Raw genomic sequence first — 21,199 nt, 5'->3', positions numbered from 1 at the left:
TGCGGGTCTTTTTCGTTTATAATCCCTTTAATTGACTAAAGAATACAAATAGGAATACGACTTTGACTACTGAACAGAAAACGATGAACATTACTGAAATTCAGGAACTACTACCTCATCGCTACCCATTCCTAATGATCGACCGTGTTACTCACTTTGAAGAAGAGAAGACACTGACAGCGATTAAGAATGTCTCTGTGAACGAGCCTCAGTTTACTGGCCACTTCCCACAACTTCCTGTATTCCCAGGTGTGTTGATTCTTGAAGCTATGGCTCAAGCAACAGGTCTGCTTGCATTTAAATCTTTTGGTGCACCATCAGAGAATGAGTTGTACTACTTTGCAAGTGTTGATAAAGCTAAGTTCCGCAAGCCAGTAGTCCCTGGTGACCAGCTTGTTATTGAAGTGGAATTCCTTAAAGAACGCCGTGGCATCGCATCATTCAATGGTGTAGCAAAAGTGGACGGTGAAGTAGTATGTTCAGCTGAACTAAAATGTGCTCGTAGAGAGTTTTAATATGATCCATGAAACAGCAAACATTCACCCAGCAGCGGTAATAGAAGGTGAGGTGACCATTGGTGCAAACGTATCTGTGGGGCCATTCACTTACATTTCTGGCAACGTAACTATTGGTGAAGGCACTGAAGTTATGTCGCATGTTGTGATTAAAGGTCACACGACAATCGGTAAAGATAACCGAATCTTCCCGCATGCTGTGATTGGTGAAGAGAACCAAGATAAAAAGTACGGTGGTGAAGATACGACTGTAGTTATCGGTGATCGCAACGTGATTCGTGAAGCGGTTCAAATTCACCGTGGTACGGTTCAAGATAAAGCGACCACAGTGATTGGTGATGACAACCTGCTTTGTGTTAACGCTCACGTAGCGCATGACGTTATTGTTGGTAATCACACCCACATTGGCAACAATGCTATCTTGGGGGGGCACGTAACGGTTGGTGATTACGCCGGTGTTATGGCGCTATCTGCTATCCACCCATTCTGCTCTATCGGTGCTTATGCTTACATTGGCGGCTGTTCTGCAGTTGTACAAGATGTACTTCCGTATGTTCTGGCTCAAGGTAACCATGCGGCGCCATTTGGCTTGAACCTTGTTGGTCTAAAGCGTAATGGTTTCGAGAAGCCTGAGATTCGTGCGCTACAAAAAGCGTATAAAGAAATCTACCGTTCAGGTAAAACGCTAGACGAAGCAAAAGAGACATTGGTAGAGATGGCGAATGAATTCCCATCGATCAACCCAATGCTTGAGATGCTTGAAAGCTCAGAGCGCGGAATTATCCGATAGTAAAATGACAGGGTAAATGGCGTTTATGTGTGTATTCACAGTTTCATTTACCCATTAACAAAAAGATCGCTCTCACATAAGCGATCTTTTTTGTTTTAAGCCGTAAGGAATCAGGAAAGGTTTATGTCAGTAGAAACGATGCAATCAAACCATAATCAAGCGCCTTCTGAACGCCCATTAAGAGTGGGTATTGTTGTTGGTGAACTCTCTGGTGATACCCTAGGTGAAGGCTTCATGAAAGCGATTCAAGAGCAGTACCCTAATGCGGAGTTTGTTGGTATTGGTGGTCCAAAAATGAAAGCCTTGGGCTGCGAGTCTCTGTTCGAAATGGAAGAGCTTGCTGTAATGGGTTTGGTGGAAGTGCTTGGAAGACTGCCACGATTGCTGAAAGTTAAGGCGGAGTTGGTGAAGTATTTCACAAGTAACCCACCAGACGTTTTTATTGGCATTGATGCGCCAGATTTCAATTTACGCCTTGAGTTAGACCTAAAAAATGCAGGCATTAAAACGGTTCACTATGTAAGTCCATCTGTGTGGGCATGGCGTCCTAAACGCATTTTTAAAATCGATAAAGCGACCGACTTGGTATTGGCATTCCTTCCATTCGAAAAGGCGTTTTATGACAAATATAACGTTGCTTGTGAGTTCGTTGGGCATACGTTAGCTGATGCGATTCCACTAGAACCAAATCAGGCACAAGCACGTGAATTGCTCGGTTTAGATCAAGACAAGAAATGGTTAGCCGTACTTCCTGGTAGCCGTGGCGGTGAAATGAAGCTGATTGCTCAACCATTTATCGAAACTTGCCAACGCGTTCACGAAAAGTACCCGGAGATCGGCTTTGTTGTCGCAGCAGTGAATGAGACTCGCAAGCAGCAGTTTACCGAGATCTGGAAGGCAACGGCACCAGAGCTGGACTTTGTTATTGTGCAAGATACTGCGCGCAATGTAATTACCGCTGCCGACTCAGTACTACTCGCTTCTGGTACGGTTGCGCTGGAATGTATGCTACTGAAACGCCCTATGGTGGTCGGTTACAAGGTAAATAAACTGACTGGCTACATTGTTAAGAAGCTAGCGATTACCGAGTTTGTTTCTTTGCCTAATATTCTTGCTGGCGAAGAGATCGTTAAGGAGCACATCCTTGAAGAGTGCCACCCTGACTTCTTATTCCCGTCGGTAGACGCCATGCTTTCTCGTGATAACTCTGCTTTAATCGAGCGCTTTACCGAGATGCACCACTGGATTCGTAAAGATGCTGATAAACAAGCGGCGAGCCAAGTGTTGAAGCTGATTGGCTGGCCAACGCAGGACAAATAACAGATTACTAAATGCCCAAGAGAACACTATGGCAGTAAAAGATAAAAAAGAACTTCCTCCTTTCGAGTATCCTGCAGGCTACCAGTTGTTTGCAGGCGTTGATGAAGTTGGTCGTGGGCCTTTGGTCGGTGATGTGGTAACCGCAGCGGTAATTCTTGACCCAAATAATCCGATTGAAGGGCTTAACGACTCGAAGAAGCTATCAGAAAAGAAACGCCTAGCCCTATTACCTGAGATCAAAGAGAAAGCGCTAGCGTGGTCTGTAGGACGCTGCTCGCCTCAAGAGATCGATGAGTTAAATATCCTGCAAGCGACCATGGTTGCGATGCAACGCGCAATCGCTGGTTTAAGTGTACAACCTGATATGGCATTGATTGATGGTAACCGAGTGCCTGATTTACCAATGGCAGGTCAAGCCGTTGTCAAAGGCGACCTTCGAGTTGCAGAAATCAGTGCAGCTTCGATCATTGCCAAGGTGGTGAGAGACCAAGAGATGGAAGAGTTGGACAAGCTACATCCAGAATTTGGTTTTGCGAAACATAAAGGCTATCCAACCAAAGCACACTTTGAAGCTATTGAAAAACATGGTGTGACTGAGCATTATCGTAAGAGCTTTAAGCCTGTAAAACGCATTTTAGGGCTTGATTAGCAGTCGCGTTGACCAATAGAAACTCATAGAATTAACAAAACGTTGTTACCCCCTAGGCTTAGCCTAGAAATCAGGAAGAAGAATGTCAGATCCTAAATTCGTCCACCTTCGTGTTCATAGTGACTTTTCAATGGTCGATGGACTCTCCAAAGTACCGCCGTTGGTGAAAAAAGTTGCTGAGATGGGCATGCCTGCGATGGCGCTCACCGACTTTACCAACTTATGTGGTCTGGTGAAGTTTTATGGCACAGCTCATGGCTGTGGTGTAAAGCCTATCATTGGTGCAGACTTCCTGATGCAGTCTCCAGAATTTGGTGAGGAGCTCACGCGCTTAACGGTGCTAGCGACGGACAACAAGGGTTATAACAACCTAACTCTGTTGATATCGAAGGCCTATCTTCGTGGGCATGTTCAACACCACCCTGTTATTGATAAGGAGTGGCTGATTGAGAATGCGGAAGGCTTAATCATTCTATCTGGTGCGAAAGACGGCGAGATTGGTAAAGCACTATTGAAGGGCAATCAAGCTCTTGTCGATAGCTGTGTTGCCTTTTACAAAGAACACTTTTCCGATCGCTTTTATCTTGAGCTGATTCGTACTGGCCGTCCTGATGAAGAATCTTACCTGCACTTTGCTCTGGATCTTGCTGAACGAGTAGAACTGCCAGTGGTTGCAACCAATGAAGTGGTATTTATCTCGGAAGACTTGTTTGAAGCGCATGAGATTCGAGTAGCGATTCATGATGGTTACACTTTAGAAGACCCTCGACGCCCTAAAAACTACAGTGAGCAGCAATATCTTCGTAGTGAAGAAGAGATGTGTGAGCTCTTCGCTGACATTCCAGAAGCACTAGAAAACAGCGTTGAGATTGCCAAGCGTTGTAACGTTACGGTTCGTTTAGGTGAGTACTTCCTACCAAACTTCCCAACAGAAGGTTTGGCGATTGAAGACTTCTTGATTAAGAAGTCTGAAGAGGGGCTTGAGCGCCGTCTTGCATTTCTTTTCCCTGATGAACAAGTACGTGCCGAGCGCAGACCAGACTATGATGATCGTTTGAAAGTCGAGCTTGAAGTAATTAATAACATGGGTTTCCCGGGTTACTTCTTGATCGTAATGGAGTTCATCCAGTGGTCTAAAGATAATGATGTACCGGTAGGCCCTGGTCGTGGTTCGGGTGCTGGCTCACTGGTGGCCTACGCGTTGGATATCACCGATCTTGATCCACTTGAATACGATCTACTTTTCGAACGTTTCTTGAACCCTGAACGTGTCTCAATGCCCGATTTCGATATCGATTTCTGTATGGATAAGCGTGACCAAGTTATTGATCACGTTGCAGAAATGTATGGTCGTGATGCGGTATCTCAGATCATCACGTTCGGTACGATGGCGGCAAAAGCGGTAATTCGCGACGTGGGTCGTGTACTTGGTCACCCGTTTGGCTTCGTTGATCGAATCTCCAAACTCGTCCCGCCTGATCCGGGAATGACTCTCGAAAAAGCCTTTAAAGCTGAGCCAGCATTGCCAGAGCTGTATGATGGTGATGAAGAGGTGCGTGAGCTGATCGACAAATGTCGTATCCTTGAAGGTTGTACTCGTAACGCCGGTAAGCACGCGGGTGGTGTTGTAATCTCACCAACCACCATCACGGATTTTGCACCTATCTATGCTGATGCCGAAGGTAACTTCCCTGTAACTCAGTTTGATAAGAACGACGTAGAAACTGCAGGTCTGGTTAAGTTTGACTTCTTGGGTCTACGTACACTGACCATCATCGACTGGGCGTTAGGATTAGTAAACCCAAGACTTGAGCGCGAAGGCAAAGATCCAGTTCGTATCGAATCGATTCCGTTAGATGACCAAGCGTCGTTCAACCTGTTACAAAATTCAGAAACTACTGCGGTATTCCAGCTGGAATCTCGTGGTATGAAAGATCTAATCAAACGTCTTCAACCTGACTGTTTCGAAGATATTATCGCATTGGTAGCCCTGTTCCGTCCGGGTCCACTGCAATCGGGCATGGTAGATAACTTTATCGACCGTAAGCACGGCCGAGAAGCTATTTCATACCCAGATGAAACATGGCAACACGAATCGTTAAAAGAGACGCTTGAGCCAACCTACGGCATTATCTTGTATCAAGAGCAGGTAATGCAGATTGCCCAAATCCTAGCGGGTTATACGCTAGGTGGCGCAGATATGTTGCGTCGTGCGATGGGTAAGAAAAAGCCAGAAGAGATGGCGAAGCAGCGCGGTACCTTTAAAGAGGGTGCAGAAGCCAACGGAGTAGATGGCGAACTGGCCATGAAAATCTTCGACTTGGTAGAGAAGTTTGCAGGCTACGGTTTTAACAAATCTCACTCTGCTGCTTATGCTCTGGTTTCTTATCAAACTCTATGGCTGAAAACGCACTATCCTGCTGAATTTATGGCTGCGGTAATGACAGCGGATATGGATAACACTGAGAAGGTCATCGGCCTTGTGGATGAGTGTTTCCGTATGAAGTTGAAGCTGCTGCCGCCAGATATCAATTCCGGCTTATACCGCTTCAACGTAGATGAAGATGGTGCAATTGTTTACGGCATCGGTGCGATTAAAGGGGTAGGTGAAGGCCCGATTGAAGCGATCATCGAAGCCAGAAATAAGGGTGGATATTTTAAAGACCTGTTTGATTTCTGTGCTCGTATCGACCTCAAGAAAGTTAATAAGCGTGTTATTGAGAAGCTTATTATGTCGGGTGCACTCGATCGCTTGGGCCCACACCGTGCAGCAATGATGGCTTCGCTTAACGATGCGGTGAAAGCGGCGAGCCAACATCACCACGCAGAATCGTTCGGTCAATCGGATATGTTTGGTGTGTTGACTGATGCGCCAGAAGAGGTTGAACAGAAATATACTCAGGTACCTAAATGGCCAGAGAAGGTATGGCTAGAAGGGGAAAGAGAAACTCTAGGTCTATACCTAACAGGTCACCCGGTTAATGCGTATATTAAAGAGCTTGCCAAATACACTAGCTGTCGTTTAAAAGATGCGACACCGACTCGTCGTGATCAGTCATTGACGATTGCCGGCTTAGTGATTGCGGCTCGAGTGATGACCACTAAACGTGGTACACGAATCGGCTTGATGACGATCGACGATCGATCTGGTCGAATGGAAGTGATGTTGTTCTCAGATGCGCTCGAACGCTACGCAGAATTGCTCGAAAAAGACAAAATTGTGGTCGTTTCCGGACAGGTCAGCTTTGATGACTTCAATGGTGGGCTTAAAATGTCCGCGCGCGAGGTCATGGACTTAGGAAGCGCCCGAGAAAAATATGCTCGCGGATTATCGATTTCTATCGATCAATCACAAATTAATGGTCAATTTTTTGAGCGTTTTAGCCAAATCTTAGAACCATATAGAGCCGGAACGGTCCCAGTCAATGTATACTACCAGCGTGCCGACGCTAGAGCGCGGTTAACATTGGGCACAGAATGGCGCGTAACGCCAAGTGATACATTGATAGATGAATTAAAACAGCTACTTGGAAATAGCCAAGTAGAACTCGAATTTAACTAAAATTCAGCTCTTGCTAATGGGAGCTGAGTCAACAAGGATTCATAGATGAGCCTGAACTTTCTAGAATTTGAAAAGCCTATCGCTGAACTTGAAGCAAAAATTGAAGCGCTACGTGACGTTTCTCGTCACGGTGGTGATGCTGCGGTAGATCTAGACAAAGAAATTGAACAACTAGAGAAAAAAAGCTTAGAGCTTAAACAGAAAATCTTTAGTGACTTAGGTGCATGGCAAGTGGCTCAACTTGCTCGTCACCCACAGCGTCCTTACACGCTAGATTACCTAGAGAACGTATTCACTGAATTTGAAGAGCTAGCGGGTGACCGTGCTTACGCTGACGACAAAGCGATCGTTGGTGGTATGGCTCGTCTAAACGGTCGTCCAGTTATGGTTATTGGTCACCAAAAAGGTCGTGAGACTAAAGAAAAAGTAATCCGTAACTTTGGTATGCCAAAGCCAGAAGGTTACCGTAAGGCGCTTCGCCTAATGGAAACGGCTGAGCGTTTCAACATGCCAATCATTACTTTCATCGATACTGCAGGTGCATACCCAGGTGTTGGCGCAGAAGAGCGTGGTCAATCTGAAGCGATCGCGAAGAACCTAAAAGTAATGGCAGGTCTAACGGTTCCTGTTATCTGTAACGTTGTTGGTGAAGGTGGTTCAGGCGGTGCTTTAGCTATCGGTGTTGGCGACTACGTGAACATGCTTCAGTACTCTACGTACTCAGTTATCTCTCCAGAGGGTTGTGCATCAATCCTATGGCGCGACTCAGACAAAGCACCACAAGCTGCAGAAGCGATGGGCCTAATTGCTCCTCGTCTAAAAGAGCTTGAGCTGATTGATGAGATCATTCCTGAGCCACTAGGTGGTGCTCACCGTGATCCAATCCAAATGGCTGAGAACATGAAAGCGACACTAGTTAAACAACTAGAAGAGTTAGAGCAATTTGATAACGATACGCTACTTGAGCGTCGTTACCAGCGCCTAATGAGCTACGGTTACTGCTAATTCGGTGACGACAGTTTGATTATCACAGTCTTTTAGATTGGATAAGCAACAATGAAAGGGTTGGACTCAGTGCCAACCCTTTTTTATTATGATTACATTACTCTTAACTACCATATCCCCATGTCCCATCTATATCAGGCGTTCTCATCTGCACTCGAAATTCATTCATCTTCTATCAATCGAATTGTTATCGCATTCAGTGGCGGTGTTGATTCACGAGTGTTGTTAGAGTTGGCTGCTCGTTATGGTAAAGAGCAAGGCATTGAGTGCATTGCCGTTCATGTTCATCATGGCTTGAGCACCAACGCCGATGTTTGGGTAGAACAATGCCAACAATGGTGTTTGGGGTCAGCTGTAAAGCTTTATGTCGAGCGAGTCTCTCTAGATACCTCAAGCAGTGAAAGCCTAGAAAAGCTTGCTCGAGATGCACGTTATGGGGTGCTAAAAGCACACCTTCGTAAGGGCGACATTTTGCTTACCGGGCAGCATCAAGATGATCAGCTAGAGACGTTTTTGCTTGCGTTAAAGCGAGGCAGTGGACCTAAAGGTCTGTCTTCAATGGCAAAAGTGATGCCGATGGGTGAAGCATTTTTGGTTCGCCCCTTGCTTGGTGCTTCTCGTCAAGAGATAGAAGCGTTTGCCAGTCAAAGTGGGCTTGAATGGGTCGAAGATGAAAGTAATCAAGATCAGCGCTTCGACCGCAATTTCATTCGTCATGAGGTGACGCCTAAGCTGGTGGCGCGCTGGCCCTCTTTCCCTAACTCGGTTACTCGCAGTGCGCAATTATGTGCTGAGCAAGAATTACTGCTCGATGAATTGCTGGTTCCCAAATTGAACCAAGCACTTGGCCATTATCATAGTTTGAAAATTGAAAGCTTGTCAGAGTGTTCAAGCTTGATGCGCGCACGGCTACTAAGAATGTGGCTAGCTGACAATGGTCTAGTTATGCCAAGTCAGAAGCAATTAGAACTGTTGTGGAGTGAGGTCGCTTGTGCACAGCAAGATGCAAATCCAGTTTTGGTGTTAGGTCATGCCGAAGTGCGACGCTTTGACAACAAGCTGTTTATTATCGAATCTCGATCTTCATTAGAATCTTGGCAAGCTGAGTTACAAGTGGGGCAGTCTCTGAAACTACCCGATAGTTTAGGTTCCCTCTCATTAAGCATCATCGACAACGAGTATTCGAAAGAGGCGAAAGGCGCGCTAAATTTCTCATTGTCTAATGCTTCTGGCCCATTAAAAGTGATATTTAATCCTGAAGGTTTAGAGGCTCACCCCGTGGAGCGAGGGCATAGCCGAAAAATGAAAAAGCTGTTCCAAGAATATAAGGTGCCGAGTTGGCTGCGCAGAAGAACACCGATACTCATGGATGGAGAACATGTAGTAGCGGTGATGGGACTTTTTGTTGATAGGCGCTACCAAGGCCAAGATTGTGAAGCTGTCTGGAGCAAGTAATAGAACTTTGTGGCACAATTTAAAGGCACTTATATCAATAATAATCAATGGAATAAGCAATGAAGAAGATAGCAGTAGGATTTGTCCTTGGACTGGGACTATTAAGTGGCAATGCTCTAGCAGGTGATGTTGCAGCAGGTCAGGCAAAAGCAGCAGTGTGTGCAGCTTGTCACGGTGCTGACGGTATCGCGGTGATCCCAGGTTACCCAAACCTGAAAGGTCAAAACGAGCAGTACCTAGTTACATCAATTAATGCTTACAAAAACAAGCAGCGTAATGGCGGCCTTGCTGCTGTGATGCAGGCTCAGGCTGCAATGTTAAGCGATGCAGATATCGCGAACCTTGCGGCTTACTATGCAAGCCTAAAATAGTTTTACATGTGAATGTGATTTCTAAGCCAGTGCTTGTTAGCGCTGGCTTTTTTCATTGAATGTTTATGATAGCTATTCGATAATGGGCTATTCGTAGAGTTTAAGGGATGAACATGAAAAAGATTGAAGCCATTATCAAGCCATTCAAACTTGATGATGTACGTGAAGCACTGGCTGAAGTGGGTATTACGGGCATGACTGTATCTGAAGTAAAAGGCTTTGGACGTCAAAAAGGCCACACTGAGCTTTACCGTGGTGCAGAGTACATGGTTGATTTTCTTCCAAAAGTAAAACTAGAAATCGTAGTGACTGACGAAGTGGCGGATCAATGTGTTGATACCATCATCGAGACAGCACAGACCGGTAAAATCGGCGATGGTAAGATATTCATTACCGACGTTGAGCGTGTGGTTCGTATCCGCACTGGCGAAGAAGACGAAGACGCCGTTTAAAAAAACATTTACCCTAAAAGGAGCGATTATCGCTCCTTTTTCATTTTTTAGGGCGTGGTGTATGTTGAAGAAAATATTGCTTGGTTTTGTTGTTGGCTCCGCGCTTGTTTTTGCGAGCTTTAAACTGATTTTCAAGATTCCGACTCAACCCAATCTTGTCACTTATTCTCCCACCATCAGCAATGACGTTTATAGCTGCTATCAAAACTCAGAACCACAAGCGCTAGATGTCACCAATGGGTTGAATGTGACGGTATGGAATATCTACAAACAGAATCGTGATAACTGGCGCACGGCCCTTAACGCATTGACCAATGAGAGCCAGTTGGTACTGCTTCAAGAGGCAAGCATGAGCGAAGAGATGCAATCTTGGATCACCAGCGGTTTATGGGGTAGCAATCGCGTTAACGCCTTTGAGGCGTTCAATCAAAGTGCTGGGGTGCTAAACCTTGCGGCGCATCTTCCTATTGAGGCCTGTGCTTACACTCATGAAGAGCCTTGGCTACAGTTACCGAAATCGGCACTATGGTCGCGTTATCAATTGAGTAATGGTGAGCAGCTTGCTGTGGTGAACATTCACGCAGTCAACTTTACTCTGGGTACCGAAGACTATGTACAGCAGCTATCGGCACTGACATCAGTATTACGAGAGTATCGCGGTCCAATTATCTTTGCTGGAGATTTTAACAGTTGGAGTGAAGCCCGCTTTGAAGTTTTACAGAAAGCTTTGAGTGAGGTTGGTTTAGCTGAGGTTACTTTTACACCAGATCATCGAACTCAGTTTGTGACTGGGTTAGTGCTGGACCATATCTTCTATCGTGGACTGACCGTAAGAAACGCAAAAGCGCCCGAATCGAACGCTTCTGATCATAACCCTATGCAGGTTACGTTTGATGTTCAGTAATCAGACTGAATTAAGACACTAGAATATACAGCGCCCAGATCAGGTAGTAGCCGACCCAAGGCAGTGCCGAGATTACCAGTGCTTGACCACGTTCAAACTCAGTCCAAGTGAGTACCGCTGCGTAACCGAGTACGATGTACCAAGGCAACAACAGTGGGAATGAGCTTGCAAACTGTGACCAATCATTGGTTAGTGGCAGCTTAATCAGACCATTAATGCTGTTCAGGTCAGCAGCGTAGTTCATTACCTGACCATGCTTAAGAAGCAGGCTTGCGTAGCTAGCAATATCGCCGATCACGGCTGGGAAGGTGATCACTGCTGAGGCAGCAAACCATTTCCAGTAGCCGTGTTGGTGCTGGCTTGGTTTCGTTGCTAGGTTGAACCAGAAAGCCAGCATTGCAATAGTCAGCGTACGACCAAAGACATCACTGATGATTTCACTGGCAAGCAGTGTATTGCTATCAAGTAACTCCAATTGATCCGGGTTAGTTTGTGCAAGTTGGCGAGTCAACTCTGCACTTAACCAGGTGAAATCTACGTTAGAAAAATAGGCACCCCAAAATAGAAATGGACTGAGCATTAAGACAACGTAGGGTTGCCACCCCCAGGCTCCTCGCTGATACAGCGCTAGGAAACACGCGGTTGGAGAACGGAAAATATCCAACAGCATTACGAGTGGGTTACTTGACGGGTTCATACACTTACCTTAGTTACATCAACATACAGCTTGAGCTTTTGGCCTGGCTGCAAGTACTTCTTGTTTTGCAAAGTGTTCCATTTTACAACATCCGAAGTTTTTACTTTGAACTTTGATGCAATACCGCTGACTGTGTCACCAGATTTTACGCTGTAGTAGACAGTTCGTATGATCGCGCCATCAGAACTGTTCTTCCAAATGACTAGATTTTGACCGATGCGTAGTGTGTCTCTTGGCCCCATGCCGTTCCATTTAGCAAGAGATTGATGAGAGACTTTATTAGCACGTGCAATCGTCCATAGGCTATCGCCACTTTTTACAGTGTGGGTCAGTTTGTATTGGCCACGGCTTTTCGACTGTGTATTGGCCAAGCGGTTAGAGGCGCTTAGGGCATAGACTTTGTCATCTTTGGTTGATGACGGGATCATTAGGTGCTGACCAACGCGGATGTTGTTGTTGGACATGCCATTGGCACTGCGAATGACTTTGCTGGTGGTGTTGTAACGCTGAGCAAGTACGCTGATGCTATCGCCTGACTTTACCTTATAGCGGACAAGCTTCATGCCTTTACCCTTGTTCGCAGCCACTTCTTTGTTGAACTGTTCAACCGAATTGATTGGAAGAAGGAGTTGTTGATGTTTCTCTGGCGCAGTTGCCCATTGGTTGTAAGCAGGGTTGTAGCTTTGTAGCTCTTTTACAGGGATGCCCGCGTAGTTGGCCGCAATCGCTAGATCAAGCTGCTCTTGAGGGTTCACTAGCTTAAGAACGGGTTTGTTGGCAATAGGTGGAATGTCGATGCCGTACTTTTCTTGGTTGGCAATCACATCTGCTAGAGCCAGCAGTTTTGGCACATAGCCACTGGTCTCTTTCGGAAGGTCGAGAGAGAAGAAATCTGTCGGCTTACCCAACTTCTTGTTCTTGCGGATCGCGCTATTTACGCGACCACCGCCGCTATTATAAGCAGCAATAGCGTGGCTCCAATCACCATCAAAGCGCTTATTTAGTGATTCTAAGTACTCAAGAGCTGCATCAGTTGACGCTGCAACATCTCGGCGGCCGTCGTACCAGAAGTTCTGTTCAAGGCCATAGTATTTACCGGTACCTGGGATGAATTGCCACAAACCGGCAGCACTACCATGAGAGTAGGCAAACGCGTCAAATGAGCTCTCTACGACCGGGAGTAGAGCAAGCTCAAGCGGTAGGCCTTTCTCTTCAATCTTTTCTGTGATCAAGTAGAGGAAAGGTTCAGCTCGTTTCGATACGGTTTTTAGGTGGTTAGGGTGCTTCAAATACCAAGTGCGGTAGTAGTCGACTTTTTTGTGGTTAGGTACATCCATTTCAAGTTGCATCGCAATGCGTTTCCAAACATCTTGTTGTGTTTGTGGAGTTACGACAGGTGCTTCAACTTTCGGTTGTTCTTTTTCTGCTTTGGATACGGAAACTTCTGATTGAGAAATCTCTTTCGCAGGGGAGGTGTTGGTTTGCTCGGAAGCTTGGTCTTGATTATCTGGCTGAGTTAATTGGCAACCAGAAAGTAGTAATACCAAAGCCCAGCTGTACTTAACTCGCATGTTACAGCCTTTTTTTTAAACGGCTGCTGATAATACTTGTCACTCCCTATGAGTGACAAGTCTCTAATTGTTAAAATTCGTTCTTCCACGCACGAAGCGCTGTAAATACTGAAAGGGGATCCGTTTGCTCAGTTCGATTAGACACTGATTTAATTACACTTGGTTCGCTGTAGCGAAGGAATGGGTTGATCCACTTCTCTAAACGCAAATTTGTCGGAATGGTCGACTTATTTTGTGCGCGTAAACGGTTCACGTCGTCGCGGTATTGCTGAAGTTGCATATTGTCAGGTTCAACCGCAAGGGCAAACGCGATATTAGCTGCTGTGTACTCATGGGCGCAGTAGACCTCAGTCTCTTGAGGCAGTGCAGTGATCTTATTTAAGGCGTCAAACATCTGCTTTGGCGTACCTTCCATGATACGACCACAACCAGCAGAGAAGAGTACATCACCACAGAATAACTTACCGTCGCCCACATAACCGATGTGGCCTGCAGTATGGCCACTTAAGCCAAGTACTAAGAACACTTCGCCGAACAGTTCTAACTGATCACCATCGTCGACTGGATGAGTTAGGGTTGGGATAGGCTCGTTTTTAGGGCCAACAACATCAATGGTTGGGAATTGTCTTACTAACTCTGGAACGCCACCGATGTGATCGTTGTGGTGGTGCGTAATTAAGATTGCATCTAAAGTTAGCTCATGGCGCTCTAAGTATTCAAGCACTGGAGCCGCATCACCAGGATCGACAACAGCACAACGACGATCGCTATTTTCAATCAGCCAGATGTAATTGTCATTGAATGCAGGTATGCTTTTGATATGTAACATTATTGGTTCTCCAGTCACTTTTAGTGCGACAGAATAGTGAGACAGATTATTGATGAAGCCAGCACGCAGCCGTAAGAAATTTGAGCGACCTTATACTTGGGAACAATTACACAATGGCCCTTGGCTCCGCGAGTCTATTCAAACTCGTCTGGATGAATGGTGCCCTAAGCTGTTTGGCTATCATATGCTCAAGCTCGGCGGTCTCAGTTGCGAGATATCCAGCTGCACATGCAATATTCAACATCAAGTAAATCTAGATATCCAGAACCCTTTACATAATGTGATTGCAGATGACTATAATTTGCCCTTTTTAGAGAAGAGCTTTGATGTTGTCGTCCTTAGTCATCAACTAGATTATAGCAATGACCCTCACCGGATGTTGCGGGAAGTCGATAGAGTGATGATGGATGATGGTTATCTGATTGTCACTGGGTTCAATCCATTCAGCTTTACAGGGCTCGCAAGCTTATTGCCGTGGCGCAAAAACAGTCTACCTTGGAGCGGCAGAATGTACACGCCAAACCGAGTTAAAGATTGGTTAGGTGTCCTTAATTATCAAGTCATTCACTGCGATACCTATGCGTTATTCCCAATGAGCCGCTATCGCGCGTTTTGGACATGGCTTGAGAACAGCCTCGGCAGCTGTGCTTCGGTAGCGGGTAGCCAGTACTTTATTGTGGCGCGTAAACGCACATACCCAATTAAGCCAATTAAACCTCACTGGCACCTTAAGAGACGCTTTTCTCCGGTCGGAGCAAGCTTCAGAGCCGGAGTTCGCAGCACGTCTCTTGAGCCTTCTTCATTATCCAACGGCAATAAAAAAGCCGACTGATGGTCGGCTTTATTGCGTTTACGTTTTGTTAGATCTTAGTGCGGTCAGCTAATGTTATTGGAATGAACGACTAATCGAGTTAACGAGTTTGTTCAAGAAGCTTAGCTCGCTTGGTAACCCGTGTCTTCTTCAGTCGGGTTTTCTGCAGCTGTGCGCGCTAGCTCATCACACATCTCATTCTCACGATGACCCGCATGGCCTTTAACCCAGCGCCAGTCTACTTGATGACGTGCAGTCTCTTTATCAAGGAGCTGCCAGAGGTCGGCATTTTTTACCGGCTTTTTATCAGCAGTTTTCCAGCCGCGCTTCTTCCAGTTGTGGATCCACTGGGTGATACCTTGACGAACGTATTGGCTATCGGTAGTCAGGATAACTGTACAAGGCTCTTTCAAGGTTTGTAGAGCGACAACCGCAGCCATCATCTCCATACGATTGTTTGTTGTTAACGAATAGCCCTTTGCGAGAGTTTTCTCAGTCTGTTTATAACGGAGTACAATCCCATAGCCACCAGGGCCCGGATTTCCGAGACACGAACCATCAGTGAAAATTTCAACTTGTTTCGTCATGATTTGATACTATTACCTCAAGCACATTATCGGCATAGTCTGACACAGTTATCCTTATGAATACCAGTAACAATTCTGAACACCACTCAAACGCTGAAAATAAGCGTATTGTTGTACTCGATACCGAAACCACGGGTATGAACACCGAGGGTGGACCGCATTACCTAGGGCACCGCATTGTCGAGATCGGTGCGGTAGAGATCATTAACCGTAAACTGACTGGGCGTCATTTCCACGTCTATATCAAGCCCGATCGTGCGATTCAAGAAGAGGCGATTGGCGTTCACGGTATTACCGATGAGTTCTTGGTTGATAAACCTGAATACCAAGATGTTCATAAAGAGTTTCTCGAGTTCATTAAAGACGCAGAACTGGTCGCGCACAACGCGCCCTTCGATACCGGCTTTATGGACTACGAGTTTGAGAGACTCGACCCAAGTATAGGCAAGACCGACGATTACTGTAAGGTCACCGATACCCTTGCCATGGCGAAGAAGACCTTCCCAGGTAAGCGTAATAACCTCGATATCCTCTGTGAACGATACGGTATTGATAACTCTCACCGAACGCTCCACGGGGCTTTGCTCGATGCGGAGATCCTAGCCGACGTTTACTTGTTAATGACAGGTGGACAAACCTCACTACAATTCAATGCGGGTCAGCAAGAAGGTGCAGTTGAAGGGATCCGTCGTGTCGAAAGTGGACGAAAATCGCTAAAGGTTTTGCGTGCAACGGCCGATGAATTAGAAGCGCATAAAAATCGTTTAGATCTCGTCGAGGAGAGTGGAAGCTGCCTCTGGCGTCAGTAGGGAGAGAGTATGTTTAAGGCATTGGCTTGGAGTTGCTTGTTACTTATTAGTATCGGTGTACAAGCGGCAACAGAGTCCTCAATTCGACTCTTGGATAACCGCTTTAGAGTAGATCCAAGTATTGAACAGATTACATTTGTTATCTATCGAGCCGACAATTCTCAACCTGTAGTATTGGTGCGTCCGGATGGTAAAAAATACTATTCGTGGCGCAACGCAGACAATGTTCGTTGGTACCAAGAGTCATCAATGGACATTGTCTCGATTGATCACCCTATGCCGGGGCCTTGGCAGGCTGTAGGGAAAGTCTCTCCAAAGAATAACATTAAGTTGCTTTCTCATCTGGTGCTCGATGCCAAGCAGTTCCCAGACAAACTCTATCAAACAGAGGTTCTGAAGTTCACGGCTCGTCTGACTTCCGATGGCAAGCCTCTAGTACTTCGTGATTTTCTGGATAGAGTTAATCTCAAGGTGACCTTTACTAAATACATCGAAAACGAAGATGCCTTGGTTCGAGAAGCTCGCCCTGTGCCTGTTATCATGGGGGAATTTGCCGATAACGGTGAAGATCTTGATGAGAAAGCGGGCGATGGCGTATTCACTGTTGCGTTACCGATTGATATTGAACCGGGTAAGTATCGTGCTCGAATTACATCTGGAAACGGGGTATTCCTTCGAGCTCAAGAACAGCAAGTCCTTGTTTATCCGTCACCGATCTCAACCACATTTATCCAGTCTCGCAAAGAGGGCTCACCGCACACGATTATTGTATCCGGCGAGCAGGGCATGATTGCACCAAGCTCGTTGGCCACTCATGTCGAGCACACTGCGCCAGACGAGTATGTCTCTTATCAGCAAGGACAAGCAGCGACTGACGGTATGAAAGTCTCGATGGAGGTTCCTTACGTTGGTGAACTGGGAATTTACTCTTGGTCTGGACGTGTATTTGCAACGGACGCTTCAAGCCAACGTCCGTTGATGTTCCCAATTAAACAACAAACCTACAGTGTCGTTGAAGATATCGATTTAGCTGAGTCTCGTCGCCTACAGGAAGAGGCTTTAGCTGAGCAAAAACGTATTGCTGCTGAGCAGCTGTTGTTGAAGCAGCGTGAAGAAGAGCGACAGCGCAGCATGATCATTATCGGTGTTGGTAATGTTGTGGCTATTCTACTTGGCCTGCTGATTTGGTTTGTCGTTCGTAAAATTAGAGCCAAGAAGCAAGCACAGCCAGAGATGCAGTTATCGGTACCGAAGTCTTAGTCGTCACAAGCTTAAAGCTCTCTTTGATGTTATTACTGCAAGATAGCGTAGTGATCTTTTGATTGCCGCTATTGGGTGGTCACTGTTTGTTAGCGCTCAAACCATTTGAGCTGGGGGGGATTCAACGCTGATTATTACCTCCACATATAGCTCTTCAGTGTGCCAAAATTAAGTATAAAAAAACGGGACTCAATGAGTCCCGTTTTGCTTCTAATATCAACTATTATAATTAGGCAACATTAACCCTATGCGACGTTATCAATCGATGTCTCTGGGTATTGAGGCTTTGCTGCTAGTTCCTCAGGAGCGAAGTCGTCAACGTTAATGGTGTACAGACGATGTTCTTCAGCACTCTTCAGTAGGGCTGCCTCTTCGTTAGTTAAGATACCTTTGTCTAAACCAATCTCAGCTACTAGGTCTAAGCGTAGGAATGGACGTCGTTGACTCGTTTCTTTACACACCTTATCAAATAACGGTTCAGCCTCTAGAATCACTTCTAGTGCACGCTCAATCTTACCGACTGCGTTGTGTTCAGTTGGTGCAAGGAACTGTCCGCGACCAAGGCGAGAGCGAGTTGCGCTTGGAGTTTGGATGATTTGAGCCACTTGGCTATCTAGTTTGTCACTTGGAGCACGGCGAATACGGCCAAATGGCAACAAGATAACACGCAGTAGACGACCGACAACTGGGTTAGGGAAGTTCGCTAGGAACTCATCAATAGCAACTTCTGTTTGACGAAGGCTGTCTTGCATACCCCAGTGAACCAAAGCCAGATCTTCTTTATTGCTTCCTTCACTTTCAAAGCGTTTTAGAGTCGCTGAGCCAAGGTATAGCTGACTCAAAATGTCACCTAGACGAGCAGATAAACGCTCTCTACGTTTCAGTGAACCACCCAGTACCGCCATCGAGATATCAGATAGTAGTGCTAAGTTGGCACTGTAGCGATTCAGTTGCTGGTAGTAACGCTTAGTCTCTTTATCTGCTGGTGTGCTTGAACCGCGACCATCAGTTAAACCAAACCATAGGCTGCGTACTAGGTTACTCATGGTGAAGCTTACATGCCCTGCCAGTGCACTATCGAATTTATCGAGTGCATCACTGCTTTCAGAGTAGGCAGCATTCATCTCTTCCAGTACATAAGGATGACAACGGATAGCACCTTGACCATAGATGATCATAGAACGAGTTAGGATGTTGGCACCTTCTACGGTGATCGCAATTGGTGACCCTTGATAACCACGTGCTAGGAAGTTTGAAGGCCCTAAGCAGATACCTTTACCGCCTACGATGTCCATTGCATCAATGATGCTGCGTTGGCCACGGTGAGTACAGTGGTACTTAACGATAGCTGAGATAACCGAAGGCTTTTCACCTAGGTCGATACCAGCAACGGTTAAATTGCTTGCCGCATCCATGACGTAAGCGTTACCCGCCAAGCGTGCCAACGGCTCTTCGACACCTTCCATACGACCGATAGGCTGTTTAAATTGGCGACGGATACGTGCATAAGCACCGGTTGCGAGAGCTGCCGTTTTCAGGCCACCTGTTGAGTTTGACGGTAGTGTGATTCCACGTCCCACCGAAAGACACTCAACCAGCATACGCCAACCTTGGCCTGCCATTTTCTGTCCACCAATGATGAAATCCATTGGAACGAACAGGTCTTGAGCTTGAGTAGGTCCATTCTGGAATGGAACGTTCAATGGGAAGTGACGATTACCAATCTCAACACCTGGAAGGTCGGTTGGGATAAGTGCACAGGTAATGCCAAGGTCTTGTGTGTCACCGAGCAAGCCGTCAGGGTCGCGCAGTTTGAATGCTAAGCCAAGAACTGTTGCCACAGGTGCTAGAGTGATGTAGCGCTTGTTCCATGTTAAGCGCATACCCAGAACTTCTTCACCTTGCCACTCGCCCTTACATACGATGCCGTAATCAGGAATTGAGCCAGCGTCTGAACCTGCCTCTGGGCTAGTCAGAGCGAAACAAGGGATCTCTTTACCTTCAGCTAGGCGAGGTAAGTAGTGATTCTTTTGCTCTTCAGTACCGTAGTGCTGTAGCAATTCACCGGGACCTAAAGAGTTAGGCACGCCTACGGTTGATGATAGAACGCTAGAAACACCAGTCAGTTTTTGTAGTACTAATGATTGTGCGTATGCAGAAAACTCTAAGCCGCCGTATTTCTTCTTAATGATCATCGCGAAGAATTTTTCATCTTTCAGATATTGCCAAACTTCCGGTGGTAGATCTGCAAGCTCATGCGTGACTTGGTAATCGCTCACCATCTCACACACAGTATTTACTGGGCCGTCTAAGAAAGCTTGTTCTTCTGCGGATAGTTTAGGATCTGCGATGTTCTGCAGCTTCTTCCAATCTGGCTTGCCTTTAAACAGCTCTGCTTCCCACCAAACTGTACCCGCTTCCAATGCCTCTTTTTCTGTTTGAGACATAGCAGGTAGCACTTTCTTAAAGACAGTCAGTGCTTTTTGGCTAATGAGTGTTTGTCTAATTGCTGGAATAGCAAAAATAGCGACAGCAAGTAGGTAGCTCAGCCAACCCGTCATGCCGACATCAGCGGCGAAGGTCAGAGCAAACATAGTGGCAGTTAATGCCACGAGTGCACGAGTGATGGTGACTCGATGGTACAGGCAGACACTTAGTACGATGGTCATGCACAGTAGAGAGAGCAGTATGTTCATGATCGATTTCCTTTTCAGAGATCACTTATTGTTTTGGTCTAGGTAAGAGGTCTAACCAGTTAAGTGTAAACAAAGTATTAAATATTTGTAAAACTCTAATTTGAGCAAAAAGTGATCTCTGTAGAGTTAAAGTTCTAATTGTGAGAGGTGTGTGGTGAATAAATGTGCGAATTGAAACCAGAACAACAATAAAGGTGGCAATCTTTTGGCTTAACTGTCGACACTCTTAAATGTTTGTGGGTAAACTCAAGTAAAAGGGGGAAACAACCTCCATTCTCATTTCGCGTATGCTTAAGTGACGCACAAACATATAAGAGATAAGCCTTATGTACCAAGACCTAATCAAAAGTGAATTAAACGAAGCTGCTGAGGTTCTGAACAAGTTTTTAAGTGATGATCACAACATCGCGCAAATTGAAGCAGCCGCTAAGATGATTGCTGATTCTTTCAAACAAGAGGGTAAAGTACTTTCTTGTGGTAACGGTGGTTCACACTGTGACGCTATGCACTTTGCGGAAGAGCTAACAGGTCGCTACCGCGAGAACCGTCCAGGTTATGCAGGCATCGCTATTTCTGACCCAAGCCACCTTTCTTGTGTGAGCAACGACTTTGGTTACGACTTCGTTTTCTCTCGCTATGTTGAAGCGGTTGGCCGTAAGGGTGACGTGTTATTCGGTCTATCAACGTCTGGTAACTCTGGCAACATCCTGAAAGCAATTGAAGCCGCTCAAGCGAAAGGCATGAAGACAATTGCTTTAACGGGTAAAGATGGCGGTAAAATGGCTGGCTGCGCGGATATTGAAATCCGAGTTCCGCACTTTGGTTACGCTGACCGTATTCAGGAAATTCATATCAAAATTATTCACATCATCATTCAACTTGTTGAAAAAGAGATGGAATAAAAAGTAACAATAGA

The 21,199-nt window shown here is 45.9% G+C and carries 19 protein-coding genes; 14 read left to right on the top strand and 5 right to left on the bottom strand.

The features are described from left to right. Positions 1-62 precede the first annotated feature (62 nt). The 10 genes from fabZ to FIV04_RS11080 all read left to right on the top strand — a co-directional run bounded on the left by fabZ (position 63) and on the right by FIV04_RS11080 (position 11,023). Positions 63-515 (top strand): 3-hydroxyacyl-ACP dehydratase FabZ, encoded by a 453-nt coding sequence (fabZ, locus tag FIV04_RS11125; protein WP_032551709.1) that lies wholly within the window; start codon positions 63-65, stop codon positions 513-515. Position 516: 1 nt separating this feature from the next. After that, entirely contained in the window at positions 517-1,305 is a 789-nt protein-coding gene (lpxA, locus tag FIV04_RS11120) for an acyl-ACP--UDP-N-acetylglucosamine O-acyltransferase (RefSeq protein ID WP_032551710.1), read from the top strand. Between the two features lie 123 nt (positions 1,306-1,428). Further along, positions 1,429-2,625, top strand: a complete 1,197-nt coding sequence (gene lpxB, locus FIV04_RS11115; RefSeq protein WP_152469153.1) for a lipid-A-disaccharide synthase — start codon at positions 1,429-1,431, stop codon at positions 2,623-2,625. A gap of 28 nt (positions 2,626-2,653) precedes the next feature. Continuing rightward, positions 2,654-3,274 (top strand): ribonuclease HII, encoded by a 621-nt coding sequence (gene rnhB, locus FIV04_RS11110; protein WP_150869122.1) that lies wholly within the window; start codon positions 2,654-2,656, stop codon positions 3,272-3,274. An 82-nt stretch (positions 3,275-3,356) separates the two neighbouring features. After that, entirely contained in the window at positions 3,357-6,836 is a 3,480-nt protein-coding gene (gene dnaE, locus FIV04_RS11105) for a DNA polymerase III subunit alpha (protein ID WP_152469152.1), read from the top strand. 45 nt (positions 6,837-6,881) lie between these two features. Then, positions 6,882-7,841 carry an acetyl-CoA carboxylase carboxyl transferase subunit alpha gene (accA, locus tag FIV04_RS11100; RefSeq protein WP_032551713.1) on the top strand — a complete coding sequence of 320 codons (960 nt, stop codon included), beginning with the start codon at positions 6,882-6,884 and terminating at the stop codon, positions 7,839-7,841. 120 nt (positions 7,842-7,961) lie between these two features. After that, on the top strand, positions 7,962-9,296 hold the full coding sequence (tilS, locus tag FIV04_RS11095; RefSeq protein WP_152469151.1) for a tRNA lysidine(34) synthetase TilS: 1,335 nt from the start codon (positions 7,962-7,964) through the stop codon (positions 9,294-9,296). A gap of 59 nt (positions 9,297-9,355) precedes the next feature. Then, positions 9,356-9,667, top strand: a complete 312-nt coding sequence (locus tag FIV04_RS11090) for a cytochrome c (RefSeq protein ID WP_032551714.1) — start codon at positions 9,356-9,358, stop codon at positions 9,665-9,667. A gap of 113 nt (positions 9,668-9,780) precedes the next feature. Continuing rightward, entirely contained in the window at positions 9,781-10,119 is a 339-nt protein-coding gene (glnB, locus tag FIV04_RS11085) for a nitrogen regulatory protein P-II (RefSeq protein ID WP_004738609.1), read from the top strand. A 61-nt stretch (positions 10,120-10,180) separates the two neighbouring features. After that, entirely contained in the window at positions 10,181-11,023 is an 843-nt protein-coding gene (locus tag FIV04_RS11080) for an endonuclease/exonuclease/phosphatase family protein (protein ID WP_152469150.1), read from the top strand. A gap of 10 nt (positions 11,024-11,033) precedes the next feature. Here FIV04_RS11080 and FIV04_RS11075 read toward each other — a convergent pair whose 3' ends face one another. From FIV04_RS11075 to gloB, 3 genes are all read right to left on the bottom strand, one after another. Further along, positions 11,034-11,720, bottom strand: coding sequence for a YIP1 family protein (locus FIV04_RS11075; protein WP_032551716.1), 687 nt, complete (start codon positions 11,718-11,720; stop codon positions 11,034-11,036). Continuing rightward, positions 11,717-13,291, bottom strand: coding sequence for a LysM peptidoglycan-binding domain-containing protein (locus tag FIV04_RS11070; protein WP_150893728.1), 1,575 nt, complete (start codon positions 13,289-13,291; stop codon positions 11,717-11,719). Before FIV04_RS11070 ends, FIV04_RS11075 begins: the two co-directional genes overlap by 4 nt. A 70-nt stretch (positions 13,292-13,361) precedes the next feature. Beyond that, a complete protein-coding gene (gene gloB, locus FIV04_RS11065; protein WP_152469149.1) occupies positions 13,362-14,120 on the bottom strand; it encodes a hydroxyacylglutathione hydrolase in 759 nt (252 codons plus the stop codon). Positions 14,121-14,172: 52 nt separating this feature from the next. Between gloB and FIV04_RS11060 the strand changes: the two genes are divergently transcribed. Continuing rightward, entirely contained in the window at positions 14,173-14,952 is a 780-nt protein-coding gene (locus FIV04_RS11060) for a class I SAM-dependent methyltransferase (protein WP_152469148.1), read from the top strand. A gap of 101 nt (positions 14,953-15,053) precedes the next feature. Here FIV04_RS11060 and rnhA read toward each other — a convergent pair whose 3' ends face one another. Continuing rightward, positions 15,054-15,518 carry a ribonuclease HI gene (rnhA, locus tag FIV04_RS11055; RefSeq protein ID WP_152469147.1) on the bottom strand — a complete coding sequence of 155 codons (465 nt, stop codon included), beginning with the start codon at positions 15,516-15,518 and terminating at the stop codon, positions 15,054-15,056. 56 nt (positions 15,519-15,574) lie between these two features. Here rnhA and dnaQ point away from each other — a divergent pair, with 56 nt between their 5' ends. Both dnaQ and FIV04_RS11045 read left to right on the top strand, forming a co-directional pair. Then, positions 15,575-16,327, top strand: a complete 753-nt coding sequence (dnaQ, locus tag FIV04_RS11050) for a DNA polymerase III subunit epsilon (RefSeq protein WP_152469146.1) — start codon at positions 15,575-15,577, stop codon at positions 16,325-16,327. A gap of 9 nt (positions 16,328-16,336) precedes the next feature. Continuing rightward, on the top strand, positions 16,337-17,587 hold the full coding sequence (locus FIV04_RS11045) for a TIGR03503 family protein (protein ID WP_150869112.1): 1,251 nt from the start codon (positions 16,337-16,339) through the stop codon (positions 17,585-17,587). Positions 17,588-17,832: 245 nt separating this feature from the next. On the opposite strand, the gene fadE is transcribed toward FIV04_RS11045, so the two are convergent. Next, positions 17,833-20,283 carry an acyl-CoA dehydrogenase FadE gene (gene fadE / locus FIV04_RS11040; RefSeq protein ID WP_152469145.1) on the bottom strand — a complete coding sequence of 817 codons (2,451 nt, stop codon included), beginning with the start codon at positions 20,281-20,283 and terminating at the stop codon, positions 17,833-17,835. A 326-nt stretch (positions 20,284-20,609) separates the two neighbouring features. Here fadE and lpcA point away from each other — a divergent pair, with 326 nt between their 5' ends. Further along, positions 20,610-21,185 (top strand): D-sedoheptulose 7-phosphate isomerase, encoded by a 576-nt coding sequence (gene lpcA, locus FIV04_RS11035; RefSeq protein WP_032551724.1) that lies wholly within the window; start codon positions 20,610-20,612, stop codon positions 21,183-21,185. Positions 21,186-21,199 lie beyond the last annotated feature (14 nt).

The organism is Vibrio sp. THAF190c, assembly GCF_009363355.1.
In the GTDB taxonomy this organism is placed as follows: Bacteria; Pseudomonadota; Gammaproteobacteria; order Enterobacterales; family Vibrionaceae; genus Vibrio; species Vibrio fortis_A.
This window is presented reverse-complemented; position numbering and strand designations above follow the sequence as displayed.